The organism is Sphingopyxis soli (assembly GCF_018682675.1).
GTDB classification, from domain to species: Bacteria; Pseudomonadota; Alphaproteobacteria; order Sphingomonadales; family Sphingomonadaceae; genus Sphingopyxis; species Sphingopyxis soli.
The window spans coordinates 23,040-44,460 of the sequence record NZ_JAFMTR010000056.1 but is presented as its reverse complement, the minus strand read 5'-3'; the positions used below and the strand labels follow the sequence as shown (position 1 = coordinate 44,460).

At 64.5% G+C, this 21,421-nt stretch carries 19 protein-coding genes; 11 read left to right on the top strand and 8 right to left on the bottom strand.

Annotated features, from left to right (window positions below):
- Positions 1-103 precede the first annotated feature (103 nt).
- The 4 genes from J1N50_RS08700 (at position 104) to J1N50_RS08685 (ending at position 4,531) form a co-directional block, all read left to right on the top strand.
- The gene (locus J1N50_RS08700; protein ID WP_215352958.1) at positions 104-1,189 is read left to right on the top strand and encodes a glycosyltransferase; all 1,086 of its coding nucleotides are present in this window, start codon (positions 104-106) and stop codon (positions 1,187-1,189) included.
- A gap of 1 nt (position 1,190) precedes the next feature.
- Positions 1,191-2,393, top strand: coding sequence for a glycosyltransferase family 2 protein (locus J1N50_RS08695; RefSeq protein WP_215352953.1), 1,203 nt, complete (start codon positions 1,191-1,193; stop codon positions 2,391-2,393).
- Complete coding sequence (locus J1N50_RS08690) at positions 2,390-3,412, top strand: glycosyltransferase family 2 protein (protein WP_246553261.1); 1,023 nt, start codon at positions 2,390-2,392, stop codon at positions 3,410-3,412. Before J1N50_RS08695 ends, J1N50_RS08690 begins: the two co-directional genes overlap by 4 nt.
- Positions 3,413-3,517: 105 nt before the next feature.
- Positions 3,518-4,531: a glycosyltransferase family 2 protein gene (locus J1N50_RS08685; RefSeq protein WP_215352948.1), complete on the top strand. Its 1,014-nt coding sequence runs from the start codon at positions 3,518-3,520 to the stop codon at positions 4,529-4,531.
- Positions 4,532-4,561: 30 nt separating this feature from the next.
- Here the strand turns inward: J1N50_RS08685 and J1N50_RS08680 are convergent, their stop codons facing one another.
- Genes J1N50_RS08680 through J1N50_RS08665 form a run of 4 tightly spaced genes read right to left on the bottom strand, consistent with a single transcriptional unit; the run spans position 4,562 to position 8,905 of the window.
- Positions 4,562-5,086 (bottom strand): serine O-acetyltransferase, encoded by a 525-nt coding sequence (locus tag J1N50_RS08680; RefSeq protein WP_215352946.1) that lies wholly within the window; start codon positions 5,084-5,086, stop codon positions 4,562-4,564.
- A 48-nt stretch (positions 5,087-5,134) separates the two neighbouring features.
- Positions 5,135-5,893, bottom strand: coding sequence for a WecB/TagA/CpsF family glycosyltransferase (locus J1N50_RS08675; RefSeq protein ID WP_215352944.1), 759 nt, complete (start codon positions 5,891-5,893; stop codon positions 5,135-5,137).
- Positions 5,883-7,334, bottom strand: coding sequence for an undecaprenyl-phosphate glucose phosphotransferase (locus J1N50_RS08670; protein WP_215352942.1), 1,452 nt, complete (start codon positions 7,332-7,334; stop codon positions 5,883-5,885). The genes J1N50_RS08675 and J1N50_RS08670 overlap by 11 nt, the downstream gene beginning before the upstream one ends.
- The gene (locus J1N50_RS08665) at positions 7,319-8,905 is read right to left on the bottom strand and encodes a tetratricopeptide repeat protein (protein ID WP_215352940.1); all 1,587 of its coding nucleotides are present in this window, start codon (positions 8,903-8,905) and stop codon (positions 7,319-7,321) included. The genes J1N50_RS08670 and J1N50_RS08665 overlap by 16 nt, the downstream gene beginning before the upstream one ends.
- A 191-nt stretch (positions 8,906-9,096) precedes the next feature.
- On the opposite strand from J1N50_RS08665, the gene J1N50_RS08660 reads away from it, so the two are divergent.
- The 7 genes from J1N50_RS08660 (at position 9,097) to J1N50_RS08630 (ending at position 16,403) form a co-directional block, all read left to right on the top strand.
- Positions 9,097-9,738, top strand: coding sequence for a polysaccharide biosynthesis/export family protein (locus tag J1N50_RS08660; protein ID WP_343227859.1), 642 nt, complete (start codon positions 9,097-9,099; stop codon positions 9,736-9,738).
- A gap of 80 nt (positions 9,739-9,818) precedes the next feature.
- Positions 9,819-10,961 (top strand): hypothetical protein, encoded by a 1,143-nt coding sequence (locus J1N50_RS08655; protein WP_215352938.1) that lies wholly within the window; start codon positions 9,819-9,821, stop codon positions 10,959-10,961.
- Complete coding sequence (locus J1N50_RS08650) at positions 10,958-12,424, top strand: GumC family protein (RefSeq protein ID WP_215352937.1); 1,467 nt, start codon at positions 10,958-10,960, stop codon at positions 12,422-12,424. The genes J1N50_RS08655 and J1N50_RS08650 overlap by 4 nt, the downstream gene beginning before the upstream one ends.
- Before the next feature lie 8 nt (positions 12,425-12,432).
- Positions 12,433-13,218: a CpsD/CapB family tyrosine-protein kinase gene (locus tag J1N50_RS08645; RefSeq protein ID WP_215352936.1), complete on the top strand. Its 786-nt coding sequence runs from the start codon at positions 12,433-12,435 to the stop codon at positions 13,216-13,218.
- A gap of 713 nt (positions 13,219-13,931) precedes the next feature.
- Positions 13,932-14,570, top strand: a complete 639-nt coding sequence (locus J1N50_RS18015) for a PEPxxWA-CTERM sorting domain-containing protein (RefSeq protein WP_215352934.1) — start codon at positions 13,932-13,934, stop codon at positions 14,568-14,570.
- Positions 14,571-14,591: 21 nt separating this feature from the next.
- Positions 14,592-15,287 (top strand): PEPxxWA-CTERM sorting domain-containing protein, encoded by a 696-nt coding sequence (locus J1N50_RS08635; protein ID WP_246553259.1) that lies wholly within the window; start codon positions 14,592-14,594, stop codon positions 15,285-15,287.
- A gap of 99 nt (positions 15,288-15,386) precedes the next feature.
- Entirely contained in the window at positions 15,387-16,403 is a 1,017-nt protein-coding gene (locus tag J1N50_RS08630; RefSeq protein ID WP_246553258.1) for a cell wall hydrolase, read from the top strand.
- A 30-nt stretch (positions 16,404-16,433) separates the two neighbouring features.
- On the opposite strand, the gene J1N50_RS08625 is transcribed toward J1N50_RS08630, so the two are convergent.
- The 4 genes from J1N50_RS08625 to J1N50_RS08610 form a co-directional block, all read right to left on the bottom strand.
- The gene (locus J1N50_RS08625) at positions 16,434-17,795 is read right to left on the bottom strand and encodes an efflux transporter outer membrane subunit (RefSeq protein ID WP_215352933.1); all 1,362 of its coding nucleotides are present in this window, start codon (positions 17,793-17,795) and stop codon (positions 16,434-16,436) included.
- Complete coding sequence (locus tag J1N50_RS08620; protein ID WP_215352932.1) at positions 17,792-18,931, bottom strand: HlyD family secretion protein; 1,140 nt, start codon at positions 18,929-18,931, stop codon at positions 17,792-17,794. The genes J1N50_RS08625 and J1N50_RS08620 overlap by 4 nt, the downstream gene beginning before the upstream one ends.
- On the bottom strand, positions 18,928-20,610 hold the full coding sequence (locus J1N50_RS08615) for an MFS transporter (protein ID WP_215352931.1): 1,683 nt from the start codon (positions 20,608-20,610) through the stop codon (positions 18,928-18,930). The genes J1N50_RS08620 and J1N50_RS08615 overlap by 4 nt, the downstream gene beginning before the upstream one ends.
- Before the next feature lie 162 nt (positions 20,611-20,772).
- The gene (locus tag J1N50_RS08610) at positions 20,773-21,399 is read right to left on the bottom strand and encodes a cation efflux transmembrane domain-containing protein (RefSeq protein ID WP_215352929.1); all 627 of its coding nucleotides are present in this window, start codon (positions 21,397-21,399) and stop codon (positions 20,773-20,775) included.
- Positions 21,400-21,421: the final 22 nt, after the last annotated feature.

Here is a 21,421-nt window from a genome sequence, read left to right as displayed (position 1 = left end):
TCCGGCGACAAGCCACAGCTTCATTCGCCGCGAGATAGAGGCAGTCGAGGCCGCGGGCGCTGAGGTGTTTCGCTTCTCGGTCCGCCCCGCGGACCTTGCCGCCTTGCCCGACCCGCGCGACCAGGCGGAAGTCCCGCGGACCGAAACGCTCCTGGCCCCCGGCGGCCTGCGGCTCCTGCTGCGATTGGCGGGCCGATTCCTCCGGTATCCGGGCCGCGGCGTCAGGGCCGCGCGGACAGCCTTTGCGCGGGTGGAATGGAAGGTCGCGCCGATTGTAAGGCGCGTCGCCTATCTGGCCGAAGCTGCCGAACTGGCCGCGCGGATGCGGGCGTTGAAGGTCGATCACCTGCACGCCCATTTCGGGACAAATCCCGCGATGGTGGCGCGGATCGCGAGCAAATGGGGTCGCATCCCCTACAGCTTCACCGTCCACGGCCCCGACGAATTCGATCTCGCCGGCCCGCTCGACCTGGCCGGAAAGGTCGCCGATGCCCGATTTTGCGTGGCGATCAGCAGCTTCGGGCGCAGCCAGTTGATGCGCTGGAGCGCATTCGACGACTGGAGCAAGATCGAGGTGGTCCGGTGCGGCGTGGACGAAATGTTCCTCAATGACGACGCCCCCTCGCCTGTGCCTGCCACGCCGCGCCTGTGCGCGGTCGCACGATTGAGCGCGCAAAAGGGGATACCGCTGCTGATCGAGGCGGCGAAGCGCCTCAGGGACGAAGGCAGGCATTTCGAACTCGTCCTGATCGGCGATGGCGAAATGCGCGACGAGATCGAGCGGATCGTCGGCAGGTCGGACCTTGAAGCCATCGTGCGGATCACCGGATGGGCAAGTGCCAATGAGGTTGTTGCGCATCTGTCGAAGGCCCGCGCCATGGTCCTTCCGAGTTTCGCCGAAGGGCTTCCCGTTGTCATTATGGAAGCTTTGGCGCTCGAACGGCCCGTCGTCGTGACGGCGATCGCCGGCACGCCCGAACTCGTCGACCATGGGTGCGGTTGGCTTATTCCCGCAGGATCGGTCGACGCGCTGGTCGATGCGATGCGTGCGGCGCTCGATGCATCACCCGCCGATCTTGCCGCGATGGGCAAGGTCGGCAGGGAAAGAGTCCTGGCCCTGCACGACGCAAGTTTGAACGGCCGCGCACTTCTCCGCCTGTTCCAGTCCCGTCGAGACGGGGATCGGTGAAATGATAACGCTGTTCGAGTGGATCGTCGTCCTCCCCCCTTTGATCGCCCTCACGATCTTCATTCTCGAGGCGCTCTTCGGACTGGTGCGACTTCGCGAAGCCGCGTCGCCGCCAGGGCAACCGGCAACCGTCCTGTTGATGCCCGCCCACAATGAGGCGCCAACGATCGGGACCATCCTCGACCGGCTGCAGCCCGCCCTCGCCGAAAATATCCGCCTTCTTGTGGTCGCCGACAATTGTGCGGACGACACCGCCGAAGTTGCAAGGTCGTTCGGCCACGAAGTGATCGAACGACACGATACGGCAAAGCGGGGCAAGGGGTTTGCGCTGGCATTCGGACGGGACCACCTGCTGGCCGATCGCTCCGGATGGGTTCCCGAATGCGTGGTTGTTCTTGACGCGGACTGCGAAACCGATGCGGCATCGTTGTCGGATATCGCCCGGACCTGTGTAACGCGTCAGTTGCCGGTGCAGGCCCGCTATGCGTTTCACGAAACGGCTCACGCGTCAGCGAAGGTGCAGATGTCCAACTTCGCATTCTGGATCAAGAATGTCGTCCGCCAACGCGGCGAGACGCGACTGGGCGGACCCGCCGTCCTGACCGGCACGGGAATGGCCTTTCCATGGACACTGTTCAGGGACCTGCCGCTTGCGACCCCCAACATCGTCGAGGATCTGGCGCTCGGCATCCATCTGACGCGGATCCGGCGAGCGCCGGTTTATTTGGACAGCGCATCGATCCACAGCGCGTCGACCGGCGATACCGCGACCCTGAGCCAGCGGACGCGTTGGGAACATGGGTTTCTGGAAACCGCGCGAAAGCACGGCTTTGGCGCAATTCGCGACGGGATACTGACGCGGAACCGAAAGCTGTTGCAGCTCGGCTTCCACCTTCTCGTTCCGCCCCTCGCTCTGCTCCTGCTCGTGTCGCTGGCGGCGCTCGCGGCAACCGGCGGTCTGGCATGGCTCGGCGGCGATTGGTCGGCTTTCGTCGCGCTGGCTGCCGCGATCCTGCTGGCAGCCGGCGCCATCCTGCTCAATTGGGCTGTCGAAGGGCGGCGCTGGCTAAGCGCCCGCGCGATGCTCCAGCTGCCGCTGTACGTGGTATGGAAGCTGCCGGTCTATCTCGGATTCGTGCGCGGCAAGAGCGTCGGCTGGGTCAGGACCGAACGGACCGACGAGGGAACGGAACGGCGGCCTTGACCAAAATCCTGACCATCATCGTCAATTACCGCACCCCCGAACTGGCCGAAAAATGCCTTGAGGCGCTTGCCGGCGAACGCTCTGGCAACGCCGGTCTCTCGGCCATCATGGTCGACGGCAATTCGGGCGACGGATCGGCGGAGCGGCTGGCCGGCTTTCTGGCGCGTTCCGGGTTCGACGGATGGACCGATCTGCTTCCGCTCGATTTCAACGGCGGGTTTGGCTGGGCGAACAATCAGGCGATCCTCAGCCGCGGCACCGATCTTCCCGAATATATCTACCTGCTCAATCCCGACGCCGAGGTCACGCCCGGCGCCGTCGCGTCGCTCGCCACGGTGCTCGATGCGCATCCGCGGGTCGCGGCCGTGGGCAGTCAGCTTATCGAAGCCGACGGCGCCCCCGCCGCCTCGGCCTTTCGCTTCCCCTCCCCCGGCCGCGAGTTCGTCCGCGGATCGCAAACCTTTGCGCTGCACCGGCTGCTGGGCATTCCGCCGATCGTTCTGGCGCCCCGCGAGGCGGGTCCGGTCGGCTGGGTGACCGGCGCCAGCGTGATGCTGCGCCGCGATGCGCTCGCCGAGGCCGGCCTGTTCGACGACGGCTTCTTCCTCTATTTCGAGGAGGTCGAACTGATGCGACGCCTGACCCGCCTCCGCTGGCAGATATGGAGCGAACCGCAAAGCCGCGTCCGGCACATCGGCGGCGCGTCGACCGGCGTCGACGGCAAACAGGCGCGACAGCCGAAACCGGCTTATTGGTTCACGTCGCGCAACCGCTATTTTGCGCGCGCCCACGGTGCGGCCTATGCTTTTCTCGTGAACCTCGCCTGGCTGTGCGGCGTCGCCTTCATCGGCGCCCCGCGCATGTTGCTGTCGCGAACGGCGCGTGCCAACGCACCTGCGGGGGAGATGCGGGGCATCATCAAGGAGGGCATCTGGCCCGCGGCACGGCATCGCCGGGCTTCGGTCGCGAAAATCGGCTCGGCCTGTGGTCGGTTGCCCCGCTGGGCGGAGGACAGCTGACCCATCCGGAATTTCACCCGCGGACTGATCGAAACGCGGCGAATTCACAGAAGACCATCGTTAATCGAGTGAGCGCGTGACAAGAAGATGCCCGATTCCCACCTCATGGATACTGCCCGCATGACGTCGCGAAACAAACTCGGAATTGTGGTGATCGGACGCAACGAGGGCGAACGCCTGAAGGCCTGCCTCGCGAAGCTGCCGAACGGACCCACGACCGTATATGTCGATTCCGGATCGCACGACGGCAGCCTGGAGTTCGCGCGAGGACACGGAGTCGACACGATTTCGCTGACCTCAGACAAGCCGTTCACGGCTGCACGCGGCCGCAACGCCGGCATCTATCGCCTGTTGGAACGGCACCCCGGTCTTGAGTTCATCCAGACCGTCGACGGCGATTGCCTGATCGATGATCACTGGCTTGAAAAGGGCGTCGCCGCGCTGGAGGCGCATCCCACCGCAGGAGTCGTCTTCGGCAGCCTCCGCGAAGTGAACCCCGACGGCAGTCTGTACAATTATCTGTGCGACAGATCGTGGAACGCGCCCATCGGCGAGGCCGAAAGTTGCGGCGGCATCGCGATGCACCGGGTCGCCGCGATCAGGCCAGCGGGCGGCTTTGACGAAAGGCTCATCGCCGGCGAAGAATCCGACCTGTGCCTCAAGATCCGGAAAGACGGCTGGTCCGTGCTGAGCATCGACGCAGAAATGGGCCTTCACGATGCCGCGATACTCGAGTTCGGGCAATGGCGATGCCGGATGCGGAGGACCGGCTATGCCTACGCCGAACATGTCGCACGAAACGGCAAGGCAAGCCTGCCGGGCTGGAAGCGACAGGTGCTCAGATTTTCATTCTGGGGCTTGGCTCTCCCCCTTTTCATCATGATCGCTGCCTTCGCCCTGTTCTTCGCCAACAGGTCGCTGTTGTGGTTGGCGGCACCGCTGTCGCTATACCCTCTCCAATTCTTCAGAATATGGATGCGCGAGAGGAGAAAGAGCCGATATGCGATCCGGATCGCCCTGCTGACGGTGTACGAGAAATTTGCCGAGTTGGCCGGAGCTATTCAGTTTCTGACGAGATCGATCACCCGCAAGCGATCGAAGATCATCGAATATAAATAGAGCCGCGGCCCCGCGATCCGCCGCCGGGCGTCAGCTTGCGCCGTTCTGGGACAAGAGCCGACCCGGATTCCCGACCACGACGCCATAAGCGGGGACATCCTTCAGCACCACCGCATTCGCCCCGATGCGCGCATGGTCGCCGATCGTGACCGGCCCGATGATCTTCGCGCCCGCGCCGATGTCGACGTGGCCGCCGATCGTCGGAATACCGCGGTCGTTCGCCCCGACCGTCACCTGCTGAAAGATCAGGCAATTGCACCCGATCTCGGCTCCGGGGTGGAAGACGATGCCGTTGGGATGCGGGATCAGCAGACAGCCGCCGATCCGGCTGTTGATCGGGATGTCGGCGCCGGTCACGGCCGACCAGAAGCGATGCCGCAGGACCGCCAGCTTGCGTGCGAAAGGCGCCAGGATACCCCGTGCGTTCTGATAGCGCCGGATGCTGGCCAGCAATGCCCGGGACGGATCCCATGCGCCCGCCGCCTTGCGCTCGCGCGACCAGTCGGGATCGGACGCTGATATGGCCGGCCGGGCCTCGGGATCAAGGATCGCCATGGGATATCGCTGTTCCTTCGAATTGCCGCCCGTCGGCGCCATCGGGGTCTAATGCCTGCGCTCGCGCCACGCCAAGGCGAAAATGCGCGGGCCGGTGACCAGGTAACGCCTCCACAGCCGCCGAGGCTCGCTGAGCAGGCGGAACGCCCATTCAAGATGGAGGCGCTGCATCCAGATCGGCGCCCGCCGTTTGCGGTCGACGAGGAATTCGATCGAGGCGCCGATGCACAGTCCGACACCCCGGCAACGCCGGTCGGCCTTGCATTTCGCAGCGACAATCTCGCTTTGCGGTGCGCCGATCGCGAAAAGCGTGAAATCGGCGCGTTCGCGCGCTACGAAATCGACGATCGCGTCGATGGCCCCTTCGTTGCGGAGCACACCCATCGGCGGAAGATGCTGGACGATCTCAAGGTCGGCAAAGCGCGCACCAAGTTCTGCGATCATCGCCTCGTCGCCGCCGACCAGAGCCACCTTTCGACCGGCGAACCATCGGTTGCGAAACAGATAGGCCGTGAGGTCGCTGCCCGTCACGACATCGAGCCCGATCCCGCGGAAGCGCGCCAGAAGCTGCAGAATGCGGCTGTCGCACAGGCGCATCGCCGCCTCGTCATAGGCCGCCTGCAACCGCCCGGTCGTCGCGCTTCGCTGCCTGGGATTTAGCAGCAGGACATGATCGACATTGGGCGTGACGACATAGGAGAAGCGATTGCGGCCCGCGAGCTCGACAAGCTCGCGCGCGACCTGTTCATACGACGATCCGGTAAATTCGATACCGAGAAACCGAACGCCGCCCGCGTCAGTAGGCATTCTTGTCCCAGACCAGCTTGAACAGGGTTTCGATCATGATCCTGAGGTCGAGCAGCGGCGACCAGTTTTCGATATAATAGATATCATATTCGACACGCTTCCGCGCCCGATCGGTGGTCGCGATCTCGCCGCGCAATCCGCGGATCTGCGCCAGGCCGGTGATCCCCGGCTTGACGCGATGCCGCGCCGTATAGCCCCGGACGGCGTCGAAATAATATTTGTCGCCGACGCGCATCATCGTTGCGTGCGGGCGCGGACCGACCAGCGACATATCGCCGCGCAGGACGTTGAAGAGCTGGGGCAGTTCGTCGATGCTGGTGCGGCGGATGATCCGCCCGACCCGGGTGACGCGGGGGTCGTCCTTCCGCGTCCGTGCCGCGCCGCTGACGTCCTGCCGGTCGACATACATCGAGCGGAATTTCAGCACCGAAATCTCGTTGTTGTTGAAGCCGAAGCGCTTTTGCCGAAACAGGATCGGCCCCTTGCTTTCGAGACGGATCGCCAGCGCCGTGAGCAGCAGGAGCGGCGATAACAGGAAAACGGCGATCAAGGCGATGCCGCGGTCCATGATCTCCTTGAGAATGCCGTCGACGTCGCGGACTGGCTGTTGCCAGATCGTGAAGACGGGGATCGAGCCGAGGAAGTTGATCCGATATCCCGCCTTGAGCTCGAGCGCTTCGGTCGGCAGAACGCAGATGTCGATCGACGCGGCGCTCAGCGTCTCGGCGATATAGGCGAGCCGGTCCTGCTTGATCTCGGGCAATGCGAGGATGACCTGATCGAGGTCGCCGGCGCGCGCAAGGTCGAGAAGCGCTTCGAAACCGCCGAGATAGGGCAAGTCCTCGACATCGGTCTTCGTCCGGCTGCGATCGTCGGCGTAGCCGATGATCCGCAAATGCGGCAGGCGCTGGATTTCGAGAAGTTCCAGCACCTTGTCGATCGTCGCCTTGCCCGACGCGTACAGCGCGACCCGTTGGCCGACGACGCCCTTTTCCATCAGGTTCCAGATCAGCTTGCGGAAAACGATGCGGCTCACGAAGAGCGCAATCATGCTGAAGCCGATGAAGTAAAGCGCGAACCCCCGCGAGAATTCGCGCATCATCTCGAGCTGGAAAATCACCAGGCTGGTAAGCGCCGACGCGAGCAGGAAGTCCGCTATGGCACTCCCCCCCACATCCTCGCCCTGCCCTCGGAACACCGTGTAGCCATCGCGCGAGATGCGGATGAGGAAATAGTTGATGCACATGATGATCGCGCCGGTGCTGTGCAGGCGCGCGTCGTAATAATAGCCGATCGTCAGATCATAGACGACAACTGTCAAAAGATAGGCGCAGAAGAAGCAGGCCACATCGTTTGCGACGCCGAGCGACCGCAACACATTGGACGTGAAGCGGATATGGCCGCTGTTACGCCGCGGGACTGGCTTCAGCTTCCCGTGCATACGCCCCCCGTCGTCGCGCAGATTTTTTCGGGGCTGATGCGCGCGAACAGGCCGCGCCGCCGCGGCGTGCCCGGCGGGTCGTCGACAAGGTAGGATTTTCGGGCGCGCCCGAGACCGGCCTCGGCCTTCGCCGCACATAGCGCGTCGCCATATTGCGAACATGTCCGCGAGTAGATGGCCCAGGCGCGAACGGAGGAGGGTTTCGCCATCGCGACATCCTGATCAAGCGTCACCGCCCGCTGCCGGTCGCCGACGCTGAGCAGAAACGCCCGATAGGCGTCGGCGAGCTGAAAGCTCTGCGGCAGAAAATCCATGCCGCGCTCGAAGGTCTGCCGCGCCCGGATGTCCTGCCCCTTGGCGATATAAGCGCGGGCCAGCTCGACATAGCCAAGGTAGTTTTCCGGGGAGTCCGAAACAACGACGTTCGCGTCCTCGATCGCTCGATCGGGGTTCCGTTCCGCAAGGCTTCGGGCTGCCCTCACCAGCAGCGCGTCCTCGTTTCGCGCGTCGGCCGCGAGCACCCTTCTCGCCAGCTGATAGGCATTTTTCTTGTCCCCCTGCGCCAGCATGATCCTGGCCATCAGCGCCTGGCCGTCAAGGACATGCTCGTCGAACAGTCCGGAAATCAGGCGCTTCGCTTTATCGTATTCCCCCGCATCAAGATAGAAGCGCGCCAATATTACCTGCTGGGCGCGCGTTCCGCTCCCCGAAATATATTGGAGTTGCGCGTCGGAAAGCGGTCGGCGATCATATTCCAGCCACAGCTGGACGAGCTTTGCGAGAAACTCCCGATCATTGGGGGACCTGCCCATGGCCTTGACAACCTCGCTCCGCGCGGCCGCGATTTCGCCCGTCTTGTATAGCAGATTGGCATAATCGAGCACATAATCGTCGTTCTGGTCCATCGCCTTCAATAGGTCGGGCAGGATCGCCTTCATTCGCTTCTCGTCACCCTGCAATCGGTAGATCTCGAGCCGGGTGACGTTGAGCGCGGGCGTCGCACTGCCGCTGGCGATCGCGTCGTCGACCGCCTTCAGGGCGTCGTCCGTTTTCCCGTCCAGCGCATCGAGGCGCGCGAGCAGGATGATACCCCCTTCATCCCTGGGATTGAGTGCGAGAATATCCGACGCCATCTTCCGCGCGTCGGCCGGGCGCCCATCGTCGATCGCGATGAAGCCCTTGACCAACATGGCCTGCGTAGCGCCGGGCATGAGCAGCAACAGACGGTCGGCGGCGTCGTCGGCCTCGCGCACCCGTCCCGTCTGCAGGCCGAGCTCGGCGATCGCCTGAAGAATCTCCGGATTGTCGGCTTGCAGGTCGAGCGCCATCGAATAGGCATTGAAGGCGCTGGTCAGCCGCTGCGCCCGCAATTCGATCCGCCCCAGCAGGATATAATAGGCCGCAACGTCGTCGCGCTCGGTAATTGCTTCGCGGATCGATTTGCGCGCCGCCTCGACGTCGCCCGCCGCCAGCTGGCTTTCGGCGTTAGCCGCGTTTTCGGCCGCACGTTGCGCCGAATCGGCACACCCCGACGCGACCGTCAGCCACATGGCGAGCGGCAGCATGCGCATTGCGAGCCGAAAAGTCGGGAGAAGTGCCAAGCCGCTGCCTTATGTTAACATATGAAGCCGGTCGCTGTTACGAACGCTTCTGGATAGGCTATTGATATCGCTGTTGGGTTAATGCGGTTGACTTTTCCCGGCAAGTAGGTCCAATCGATCCAACCGCTTAAGGGCGGTGTATTTCCGTTAGAGGTGATCCCGTGAACAGAGCGACCGCGGTGCTGCTTATAGGCCTGGCGGCCGGTTTTGCCACAACGGCTGCGGCGCAGCCATCGCTGCCCGTCGCGATCCAGTCGGCGCCAGCGCCCGGCGCCTCGCCCGCGTCCTCCCCGCTTCCGGTTTACCGCATCAACCCGGGCGACGAGCTGGAAATCAACGTCTGGCGCGAGGATCAGCTGCAGCGCGTCGTCAAGGTTTTGCCGGACGGGTCGCTGAGCTTTCCGCTTGTCGGATCGATCCAGGGCGCGGGCCGGACCCCGGTGGAGATCGAACGCATCATATCCGCGGCGCTCACCAATAAATATGTCGACGGCAAGGTGCCCGACGTCACCGTTGCGGTGCGCAGCCCGTCGGGTCTGCAATTTTCGGTCATCGGCAAAGTCAAAGGTCCGGGCATCTTCACGCCCGGACGCTATGTCACGCTGCTCGAGGCTTTGAGCTTCGCCGGCGGCGCGGACGAATTCGCAAGCCTCGACAACATTGTCATCGTCCGCAAGTCGGGCGCCGGGCTGGTGTCGATCCCGGCGCGGCTCGGCGGGATCCTGCGCAGCAAGTCGGTGAGCAGCGAAGCGGTGAAGAATATCCCGATCATCGAAAGCGGCGACACGGTCATCGTGCCATGAACGAACAGCCTCTGTTCCGACATCGCGCTCCTGGCTCTGCGCTGCGCCGTGGCGCTTGCACAGCCGCGATCGCAGTCCTGATGGCGACGCCGGCGCATGCCCAGATTGACAGCGAGGTCGTGGTTTCGGCGTCCGCCGGATATGACAGCAATCCGTTCCTGGCGTTCGGCGGCGATCGGGACGTCGCCTCGTTCAGGCTTGAGTTGGCGCCGACGATTTCGCGGTCCGACGAAATCAGCAGCATCCGTGTTTCCGGGCGCGTCGAGCATGTCGAATATGCCCGTCTCTATGATTCGGCGCAAAATCTGTCGGCGAGCGTCGATGCGACCTATCGGATCAACGAACGCCTCGACGTTGCCGCGCGCGTCCAGATCGCCAGCACGATATCGACGACCGACTTCACCCGCCCGGTCGACGCCGGCGGAGATGGCGAGGGTCTTCCGCCGCCGATCGACGACGACATCACCTTGCTGGGCGATCGGCAGCGGCGCAACACCGCGTCGGCGCAAGCCTCGTTGCATTATATAGCAAGCGAGTTCGACGATATCCGCTGGACCGCGCTCGTGCAGACGCAGCGCTATCCCTCGTCGAACAACCTCGAAGATTCCGATTATGCCTCGCAGCAGATCGCCTACACGCGGCGGCTGAACGAGGATATCACGCTCGGCGGGGTGTTGGTGGGCAGCATCAGCAATTTCCGGAACAGCCGCGCCGGCGACGCGAAGATGATTTCGCCGCAACTGTCGTTCGGCATCCGCCTCGCGCCGCGGTTCGAGGTATCGGGCAGCGCCGGCCTCTCCTTCACGCGCACCAAATTGGCGCAGGGAACGAGCAGTTCCACGACCTTCGCCGGCAATCTGAGCCTTTGCTACAAGATGACGCTCGATAATTTCTGTTTGACCGGTTCGCGGCAAGTCCTGCCTTCCGCGATCGGCGGCGTCCGCGAGCAAAGCTCGATCGGCGCGACCTATTCGCGTCGGCTGTCGGAGCGCGACACGATCCAGCTCGGCGGCAGCTATGCGACCGCGTCCAGCCCGTTGACCGGTATCGGCGGCGATTTCAAGAGCATCCGGGGCTATGCGCGTTACGAACGCCAACTCACGGAGAAGCTGAATGTCTTCGCCAGCGCGGGCTATTCGGATTCGTCCGACGATTTCGGCAGCAAACGGTCGAACGTTCAGGGTGTCATCGGCATTTCCTACCGGTTCGGGGGCGTGCGATGAGCGACGATCGCTTCGAGCGGGAGGACGAGGGCGGCAATATCCTCACCCACCTGCCAACGATCATCCGCGAACGCTATCGCTGGCTGCTGATTCCGGCTATCCTCAGCTTGATCGCCGGGATTGCGGCGGCCTTCCTGCTACCCACCGTCTATCGGTCGACGGCGACCCTCCTCGTCGAATCACCACAACTTCCCGAGGATGTCATCGGGACGCAGGACGGCGACATTGTCGACCAGCGGATCGCCAAGATCCGGCAGCAGGTTTTGAGCCGGCCGCGCCTGATCGAGCTGATCCAGAAATATCGCCTCTATTCCGACGAGAGAGCGCGCAAATCGCTTTCCGAAACGATCGAGCAGATGCGAAAGGCTACGACGATCGAGGCCGTCTCCGCCGAACTTCAGCGGTCGGGAGGAAAGTCGTCGACGATCGCCTTTACGCTCAGCTTCGATTACAAGACGGCCGCACAGGCACAGGCCGTTGCGCAGGATATGACCGAGCAGGTGCTGCTGCTCGACGCGACGAAGACATCCGAGCAGGCTGCGAACACGGTGCAGTTTCTGACCGACCAGGCCGCGGCGCTGCAAAGCCAGATCAGCGAGCTCGAAAGCGCAATCGAGACGGTCAAGGCGCAGAACGGCCTGGCGTTGTCGAACAGCGGGGCGCTGATTTTTGGCGGATCCACCGGCGGCTATGATGCCCAGATCATCGCGTTGCAGCGCGACAATGCCCAGCTTGCGGCACAAAAGGAAGCGCGCAAGAGTTCCGCCGACCGCGATCCGATCGTCGCGGCCGCCGAAGCCGAACTCGCCGCGGCGCAGGCGCGCTATTCCGACGACCATCCGGACGTCGCGATCGCCCGGCGGCGTCTTGCGCAGGCCAAAATCCTTGCGGCGAGCAATGCGGCGAAGCTGCCTCCCGACATGATCGACCAGCAGATTGCGTCGAACAACGCGCAAATCGCAGCGCTTCAGGCGGCGAAGGCTCAGGAGGTCGGACGGCTGTCGGCGGCGCAAAGTGCACAGGCGCGCGGCCCGCTCGTCCAGGAACAGATCGCGCAGCAACAGCAGAAGCTCGACGGGCTCAACAAGCAATATGAGAGCGTATCGACGCGGCTGCTCTCGGCGCAGGCGAGCGCCAAGGCGGAAACCGAACAGAAGGGCGAGCGTCTGTCGGTCATCGATCCGCCGGTCGTCCCCGAAGATCCGAACTCTCCCAACCGGCCGCTCCTGATCGCCGGCGGACTGGTCTTCGGCGTCGGCTTCGGACTATTTCTTATCCTGGCGGTCGAGCTCTACCTGCGGCCCATTCGCGACGTCCTTGACATCCGCGCGGTGACGGGAACGATGCCCATGGTCTCCATTCCGACGATCGATCCGGCAAACCAGCCTTCCACCAGCTGGTGGCAGCGGCTTCGATCCTTTATTCCACGCCGCAAGCACGCCTTGCAAGGTTCGGGTGACTAGAGCGGCCGATGAAGAGCTTTCCCAACATTCCGCAAACGCTCGGGGGCACGCCGCTGATAGCGGGTCTTCCGGGGATCGACGAAGTGGCCGATGCCGGCGACGTTGAACTCAGCGAAAAGCTGGTCGGCTTCGAATCGAAGGACCCGCGCTCGCGCTCGTTCAACCTGCTCCGGACCCAATTGATCAAAAAGCTGGCGGAAAGCGGCGGGCGGCTCGTCGGCATCACATCGCCGGCGCCCCATGCCGGCAAGTCTTTCGTCGCCTCCAACCTGGCAGCGTCGATCGGGCAGTTGCCGAACAAGCGAACCTTTCTGGTCGACCTCGACCTGCGGCGCGCGACGATCGCCCGCATCTTCGGTCTCGACGTCTCCGAGGGAGTCACCGAATTCCTTCTCGGCGACGACATCGAACTGCGGCAGATCGGACGGCGCATCGGCGAGAGCAATCTGGTCGTCTATCCGACCCTCGCGGCTCCGGTGAATTCGGCCGAACTGATGGTCAGCGAACGGCTCGACGAGCTGGTGGCGCGCGCCCGCGCGCTTGGCGACGACGCCATCGTCATCTTCGACCTTCCGCCCGTGTTCGCGAACGACGATGCCATTCTCGCCGCAGAGAAGCTCGACGGGGTGCTGCTGGTCGTCGAACAGGGCGTGACGACGAAAAAACAGCTTCAGGGGGCCATGCAACTGATCCATCCGACGCCGTTGCTGGGGACCGTGTTCAATCGCTTCACCGGCGGCAATGGCGATCCCTATGGATATGGCGGCAAATACGACGGCTATTACAATAGCTGAGTAAAGGCAGGCGCAGTCGACGAGCCCGGCGACCGGCGTAGTCGCTGCATCGCCTATTGGTCCCGATTCTCGTACCAACGGCGCCAAAACGGGTCGCCGCCCTTTCGCCCGGCCAGGTTCGTCACGACGAGCCCACCACCCTCGCGCGCCTCGCCAAAGCATCCAAAGGCGCCGGTCGCCCATCGATCTTGCGCGGAATTCCGCCAAACGGACAGGATTTCGCGCTTTACAAAATATAGCAACAACGGCGGGTTACACCTCATGTCCGCGGCGGCACAATTCACGGCGATAATGTTTCACTATGGAACATAGTTTCGACCATCCGGCTCTGATCGCTCAGCCGCCACGTATCAGCCAATTTATTTTCCCTTTAGAATCAAATCCTTATAACGATCCGTCGCTTTCACGCTTGAAAGCGCCAATGGCCGGAATCTGTCCGGGGTCGTTACAGAACATAACAACACGTTGACAAACTTTAGCAAATCACAGTAACCCGAACGCGGAAGCAAGCAGCAGACTTGCTGTGATTATCGCGCAGTTCGGGTCGGAATTTGCGCTGGAAGCGCACTCCATTGGGCTTCCGGCGTCGAGTCCTTTTGGCCTGACGGGCGCGGCTTCGCGTTCAATCGGGACCGGGTGCTGTCGAGGGACGGTGCTGGCCTTCGGGGATCGTCCCCGATGCCTGGGGTCTCGGAAACCAAAGTGGGGGTATAGTGAAGAAATTTCTGCTGGCGGCTGCGGCTGCCCTTGCATCTTTGTCGGCCCCGCAGGCCGCATCGGCATCGACGATCGTCAACGCAGGCTTCGAAGCTGGCCCGGTCGGGCTTGGCGCGCCGACCGGATGGTTTACCCTCAACCCGCTGCGCGTCGCGACCGTATCGTCGTTCGGCGGATATACGGCGCAGGAGGGCTCGCAGTTCGCGGTCATCGCCGCAGGCATTCAGGGCATTCCGACCCTGCTGACGCAGCTCTTTTCGATGACGCAGGGCGAAACGATCAGCTTCATGGTCGCCTTCGCGACCACCGAATCCAACTTCAACGACTTCGGCGGCCTCGGCGTCTTCGATTTCTCGAACCTCTCCGGAACGACCTTGTTCAGCCAGTCGGTCAGTTCGGTCGGCGCCGGCACCGCGGGTCCGTGGACGAAGGTCAGCTTCACCGCGCCCACCAGCGGTTTCTATTCGATCAACGCCACCGTCCAGAACGTCGGCAACAGCCGGAACCCGAGCTACCTGCTGCTCGACGCACCCGGCGTGCCCGAACCCGGGACGTGGATGCTCATGCTTCTCGGCATCGGCGCGGTCGGCTTCTCGATGCGCCGCCGCCGGAACCTTCGCGTCAATTTTGCCTGAAATCGGTTTGGAAGATTGGGGATGACCATGATGAAGAACAGCCTTGCATTGGCGTTTACGCTTACCGCGGTGACCCTGTCGGCAACGACGGCCAACGCCGCAACCACGGTCGACATCAAGACCGGCGTCGGCGCTCCTGGAACGACCGATGCAAATTGGTCGATCGAAACGCCGAGCGCCGAGCTGGTGGCGTCGATCCCGCAGCTGATCCACGCAAACTGGTACAGCGGCGGCGCTCCGGCCGGCCAGAACGGCAACGTCGACGGCGCGCGCTGGATCACGCCGAATGCCGACGGCACGCTGAACCAGCCGGTCGGAACGGTAACTTACTCGACCATCTTCACCCTCAGCCAGATCGCGACCGCGGCGACGCTGACCGGGAATTTCTGGTCGGACAACCGCGTCACCCAGATCCTGCTGAACGGCATCGCGATCTATAACAATGGCAGCAGCGCTTCGCAGTTCGGCGGCGGCACGGGTGTTCCGCTGAACATCAGCACGAACCTCCTCGCCGGCGCGAACACGCTTTCGTTCCTCGTCCAGAACGACTCGGGCACCGGCGGTCCGGGCTCGAACCCGGCGGGCCTCCGCGTCTCGGCGGTCTTCTCGGCGGTCCCGGAACCGGGCACGTGGATGCTGATGCTTCTCGGTTTCGGCGCGGTCGGCTTCTCGATGCGCCGCCGGCAGAAAACGCAGGTCCGGTTCCAGTTCGCCTGAACCCGACCGCGGCCAGCTTCTTGGGCAAAGAAGGGTCGGCCTTGATGGCCGGCCCTTTTTGCGTCAGGCTCGGGTCGAAAGAGAGTGGTTGACGTGCAGATGAAGCAGCGATCCCTGCGACTTCCTGCCCTGCTCGGCGCAAGCGGGCTGCTGATGCTCGCGGCGCTCTATGCCATTTATCTGTCGCTCTCGCTGCCGCACCGGTCGCCGGTCGAGTCCCCGTCCCGGCGCGAAGCGGCCGCCCGCCCGGCGCCCGAGCCCGAAGCTTTCCGTTTCCGCCCGGGCATCGACGCGCAAACCGCCGAACAGATCAACGCGGCGGTGCCCCAATCCGACGAACCGCTGGTTGCGGCGCGCCCGTTCGCGCTGAACCTGCCGTCGACCCAGATGAACACCAGATTGTCGGCGGTCGACTGCCTGACTGCGGCGGTTTATTACGAGGCGGCCTCCGAAACGCTGACCGGCCAGCGCGCGGTCGCGCAGGTCGTCCTCAACCGGATGCGCCACCCCGCTTATCCCAATTCGGTCTGCGGGGTCGTCTTTCAGGGCTCGCAGCGAAAGACCGGTTGCCAGTTCACCTTCACCTGTGACGGTTCGCTGAACCGGCGGCCCTCGGCGAGCGGCTGGGCGCGCGCCCGCGCCGTGGCCGCGGCGGCGCTGTCCGGCTATGTCGAACCCAGCGTCGGCCTGGCGACGCATTATCACACGCTTTGGGTGGTTCCCTACTGGAGCGCCAATCTGACCAAGCTGCGCACCGTCGGATCGCATATCTTCTATCGATGGAGCGGCAGCAGCGGCACGCGCGGCGCGTTCGTCAGCCCCTATGCCAATGCCGAACTGCTTCCGGCGTCGGCGGTCACCAGCCTGTCGGGCTATCTGCTGGAGAACCCCGGCGCGCTCCCGCTCGCCCCGGCGCTCGCGGAAGGCGATGCCGCGACCTCGATTCCTGCGGTCCCGACAGGACTGATCGCACCGCCGAGAGGCGAACTCAGTTCCGCACCCCAGGCCGTCCTCGGCAAGAGAGGCAGCGAGCTGGCGCCGACCGACTCCAGGCTCAAGAGCGACGCGTCCGAGCACCGGCTTCTCGAGGATCAGGCGCCGCGCCTCAATCGCTGAGCGCCGCCGCTTTCCGCGCACGGCGCTGGCTTACGGCTGGGCTGTGCCCCCGCCCAGGGCTTGATAGAGCGCAACATAGGAGGTCAGCCGATCGGCACGCAGCTGGATCAGCGCGAGATCGACCGATAGCAGCGCGCGCTGCGCATCGATTTGCTCCAGATAAGGCGAATAGCCGGCGCGATAGCGGTTCGCCGCGTGGCGGAGCACTTCGGCAACCGCGGCGCGCTGTGCGAGCAAGGCTTGTTCCTGCGCGTCCAGCCGGTCGATCAGCGCAAGCTGGTCCTCGACCTCGCGAAACGCGGTCAGGACCGATTTGCGATAGGCGAAGGCGGCCTGGTCGCGCTGTGCGGTCGCCGCATCGAACTGCCCCTCCAGCCGCCCGCCCGAGAAGATCGGCGCGAGAATGCTGCCGCCGATCGACCAGATGGTGATCGGATCGCCGAGCAGCGAGGAAATCGCCGCGCCGCCCGATGCCGACAGGCGGATCTGCGGCAGGAATTGCGCGCGCGCGGCGCGCAGATTGGCGTCGGTCGCGGCGAGCGAATATTCGGCCTGCGCGATGTCGGGGCGGCGCCGAACCAGTTCGGAGGGAACGACCGCGGGGACAACAGGCGTCGCGAGCGCGTCGAAATTCACGCCGCGGGCGATCGCGTGCGGCGTATCGCCGACGAGCAACGACAGCGCATTTTCTTGCCGCGCAATCGCTGCTTCGATCGTCGGGATCTGCTGTTCGGCGGCGCGGTATTCGGCTTCGGACTGCCGGAGTTCGAGCTCGGACGTATAGCCCGCCTCGGCGCGGTCGCGCGCGATGCGCAGCGCCTCGCCACGCTGGACGAGCGTTGCCTTGAGCACTTTGAGACGGTCGTCGAGCGCGAGCAAGGTGATGTAGCCGCTCGCCGCCGCCGCACTGACCGACAGCGTCGCCGCTTCGTGCGCGGCGGCAAAAGCGGCCGCGCTGGCACGCGCGGCATCGCGCCGCGCCGCGTTGCCGCCGAACAGATCGACCTCATACGCCGCCTGGAATGTCGGCTGTGCCGAGGTGCTTTCGCTCGGCCGGCCGAACGCGTTGACCGTGCGCGCCTCCGACCCCGGTACGCTTGCCGACAGGCTGGGCAGTAGCAGTGAGCGGGCGACGCGTTCCTGCGCGCGCGCCTCGGCCACGCGCGCCGCGGCGATGGCGAGGTCGCTATTGTTCGCGCGCGCCTGTTCGACCAGCGCCGAAAGCTGGGGGTCGCCGAACCGCGCCCACCATTCGCGCTCGACCGCGCCCTCGGCAGGCAGCGACGTGCGCCAGTCGGCGGGCGGCGCAACGACGCTCGCCTCGGGCCGCGGACTGATGGCCGGGGCGCACCCCGCGACCAGCAGCGGCAGCAACAGCGCCGCGCGTCTCACCGGCCGCCGTCCGTATCGACGGTCGCGATCACCGACATGCCGGGCCCGAGCCGCCTGGCGAGCGGCTGTCCGGGATCGATCCGGATGCGCACCGCGATTCGTTGCGGCACCTTCACGAAATTGCCCGATCCGGTGTCGGGCTTGATGATGCTGAACTCGCTCCCCGCCGCCGGAGCGACGCTTTCGACCGTCCCCTTGAGTTCGACCCCGCCGAGCGCGTCGACCCGGAAATGAGCCTTTTGCCCGACCCGGATGCTCGCGGTCTGCCCCTCCTTGAAATTGGCGACAACCCAATGCGTTTCCGGCACCAGATACATGAGCTGGGTACCCGGGTTCACGAGTTGTCCGACGCGGACCGCGACCTCGCTCAACCGGCCGGCGCGCGGCGCGCGGATCACCGTTCGCTCGAGATCGATGTCGGCAAGGCCGCGGGTCGCCTCGGCATTCTGGACGCCGGCTTGCAGGCCGCCGCGCCCGACGGTCACCGACCGCACCTGCTCGAGCGCGATCTGCCGCTGCGCCTGCGCCTGCCGTACCGCGGCTTCGGCCTGACGCAGCGCCGCGAGCGTCTGGTCACGCTCGCGCAGCGACACCGATCCAGCGTCGACGAGTTCGTTGACGCGGCGCATGTCGGCCTGCGCGCGCTGGAGCTGCGCGGCGGCATTGGCCACCGCCGCATCCTGCAGACGCACCTGCGCCTCAGCCGAGCGTTCGCTCTGCTCGCTGTTGCTGAGGCTCGCCTTCTGCGCCGCGATGTTCGCCGCGCCCTGCGCGACGCGTTCGCGATAGATGCGGTCGTCGATCCGCACGAGGATCTGCCCCGCCGCGACGCGTTCGAAATCCTGCACCAGCACCTGCGTCACATAGCCGCCGACCTGCGGCGAGATGATCGTCGTCTGGCCGCGGACATAGGCATTGTCCGTGGTCTGGCTGTCGGGCCGGAACGGCGGCAGACCCCAGGCATAGAGGACCGCCAGCGCGCCGAGCAGGATCAGCCCGCTGAACAGGATGATCTGCGATCGCGAACGGTCGGGCCGCCAGCCTCCGCCGCCCTGAGGCGGCTCGGGCGCCGCTGCCGCTGCCGCGACAGGCGGAGCTTCGTCGGTTGCGGTTGCCGGTGTCTTGTCGTCGGTCATTTTCTTTGCGCCAACATCTGCTGGAGGAGGGAAAGGTCCGCTGCGAGCGGGCTGAAACCACGGCGCCGATCGCGCAGCCAGCGGACCAGCACGATCATGAAGCCTATCGCTGCGCCAAAGCCGATCACGAAGAAAACGTCGTTATAGGCCAGAACCCCGGCCTGCCGCGCCGCTTCCTGAACCACGTTGCGCCCGGCGACCGCCGAGCGCAGCGTCGCGTCCCCGATCGAACCGTTCAGGCCGCTCGACAGATAGGCGAGCGCCTGCGCCAGCGCCGGATCGTCGGTCGCCAACCCCTGCCCCAGCGTCATCAGATGCGCCTTGGCGCGAATGGTGAAGAACGCCGACAAGGCCGCCGTGCCGGCGAGCCCCCCGATGGTTTGCGACAGATTGAACAGCGCCAGGAAGCTGACAATATAGGATGGTCCGCGCGTCAGCGCGCGCAGGAACCCTTCCATCAGCATCGGCCCTATGAAATAGACCGATGCAAAGGCGATCGCCGCCTGCGTCAGATAGAAGTCGGAGGGGCGCGACATCAGCCCTGTCTGCGTATCGGCGAAGGCCGCGACCGAAATGATCCCCAGCGAGATCAGTGTCGACAGGCGAAGGTCGGCGGGATTGAGCCCGATCAGCGGGAAGAACACGCCCAGCAAGGCCGCGAAGGCAGTGATCGCATAGAAGGTCACGAGCTGGTCGTTGACATAGCCGAGCGACGTCAACAGCCCGGTCGCGCCGAAATTCTGCTCCGACAGAACGACGCGAATGAACGCGCCGGCCAACGCCAGCTTCAGCAGGTCGCCGCTCGCCATCCAGCGTGTCTGGAGCATTGGATTTTGGCGATTGTGTTCGATCAGCAACGCCGCGCCGATCAGCACGATCGCAGGCGCCAGCAAGGCGCCCAGCCACGGCGTCGGCCACCAGATGATGCGCCCCTGCACCAGAAAGCTGCACAGCAGGCCAATCCCGACCGCGAGCAGCGGGAAGCTGATCAGATCGAGGACGCCGAAGGCGCGCACCGTCACGCCCTGCGGCAACGGCAGGACGTTCACGAGGCCGACGGTGACGAGCGACAAGCCGAATTGCAGTGCGAACAGGCTGCCGATATCGCCGTCATAGACCAGCAGCGGCGAGATGGCGCGCGCCAGCGGCAAGCCGATTTGAACGACACCGATGCCGAGCACCAGTGCGATCATCCTTTGCGGCCCGGGCAGGCTTTGCATCATGTAAAAGATCGAAAGCGTCACCAGCCCGCTTGCAGCGATGCCCGAAATCGCACGCGAGACGAGTTCGACCTGATAGCCCGCGTCGAACAGCTGCACGAAATTGGCGATCAGCAGGGTGATCATCGTCGCACGAACGAAACGCTGGATTCCGAAATGCTGCCGCACCTTGAACAGCAAGATGCTCATGCAGGCATTGGTCAGGTTATAGGCCACGGTCACCCAACCGGTATCGACCGGCGTCAGGTTCATGTTTCCTTGCAGCACGATCAGATTTGCGAGCAGCAGACCGTTCGTCAGCCCCGCCACCAGGCCGAGGTAGATGCCGATTGCGAAATAGGCGATCCGTCGGCCTTTGGGGTGGTCGGGATTGGCGGGCGATCCCGGGATCAGAGGCTGCTCGTGCGGCTTCAGCACATATTCGTCCTGCGGGGCGGCGGGCGAGGTGGCGTCAGCCATAAAGGCGGCCCGAATCGATCCGGGCTGCACGGGCGCGGCACGTTCCGCCTGTTTGTATGCCAAGATCGCCCTTCATTCTGCACCGCACAATAATCGGGGCGGCGGCATTGGCATAGGGTGGAAAATCGGCGTTTCGAAAATCGGGCCGACTTGCAATTCCGATCACCCGCGCGCGACGCTGGCGAGGTCGCCGCGCGCATGGCGAAAGACGTCAAGACTGCCCCATATCGCGAGCGCCGCCATGATCGCCGCGACGGCAAGGTCGGGCCAGCCCTGCCCCGTCCCGAACACACCGAGCGCCGCCGCCAGGACGGCAAGATTCCCGATCGCATCGTTGCGCGAGCATATCCAGACCGAGCGCATGTTCGCATCGCCTGTCCGGTAACGGTAGAGCATCAGCGCAACAGCGACATTCGACGCGAGGGCAAGCGTGCCGATGATCCCCATCGTCTCCGCCTGGGGCGTCGCACCGTTCAGAAAACCCCACAACGCCGAGCCGAGCACCCACAGGCCGAAGACGAGCATCGTCGCGGCCTTGAGCAGCGCGGCGCGGGCGCGCCATGCCAGCGCCATCCCGGCAACGCCCAGGCTGATCGCATAATTGGCCGCATCGCCGAGGAAATCGAGCGCGTCGGCCTGCAGCGCGCGCGAATCGGCGGCGACGCCCGCGACGATTTCGACCCCGAACATCGCAGCGTTGATGGCCAGCGCGATCCACAGGATCCGCCGCCACTTCGGATTGTTCAGCGCGGTCTTGCCGCTTTTACCTGCGCAACATTGATCGGCCATCGCCGAACCTCCTTACATCTTC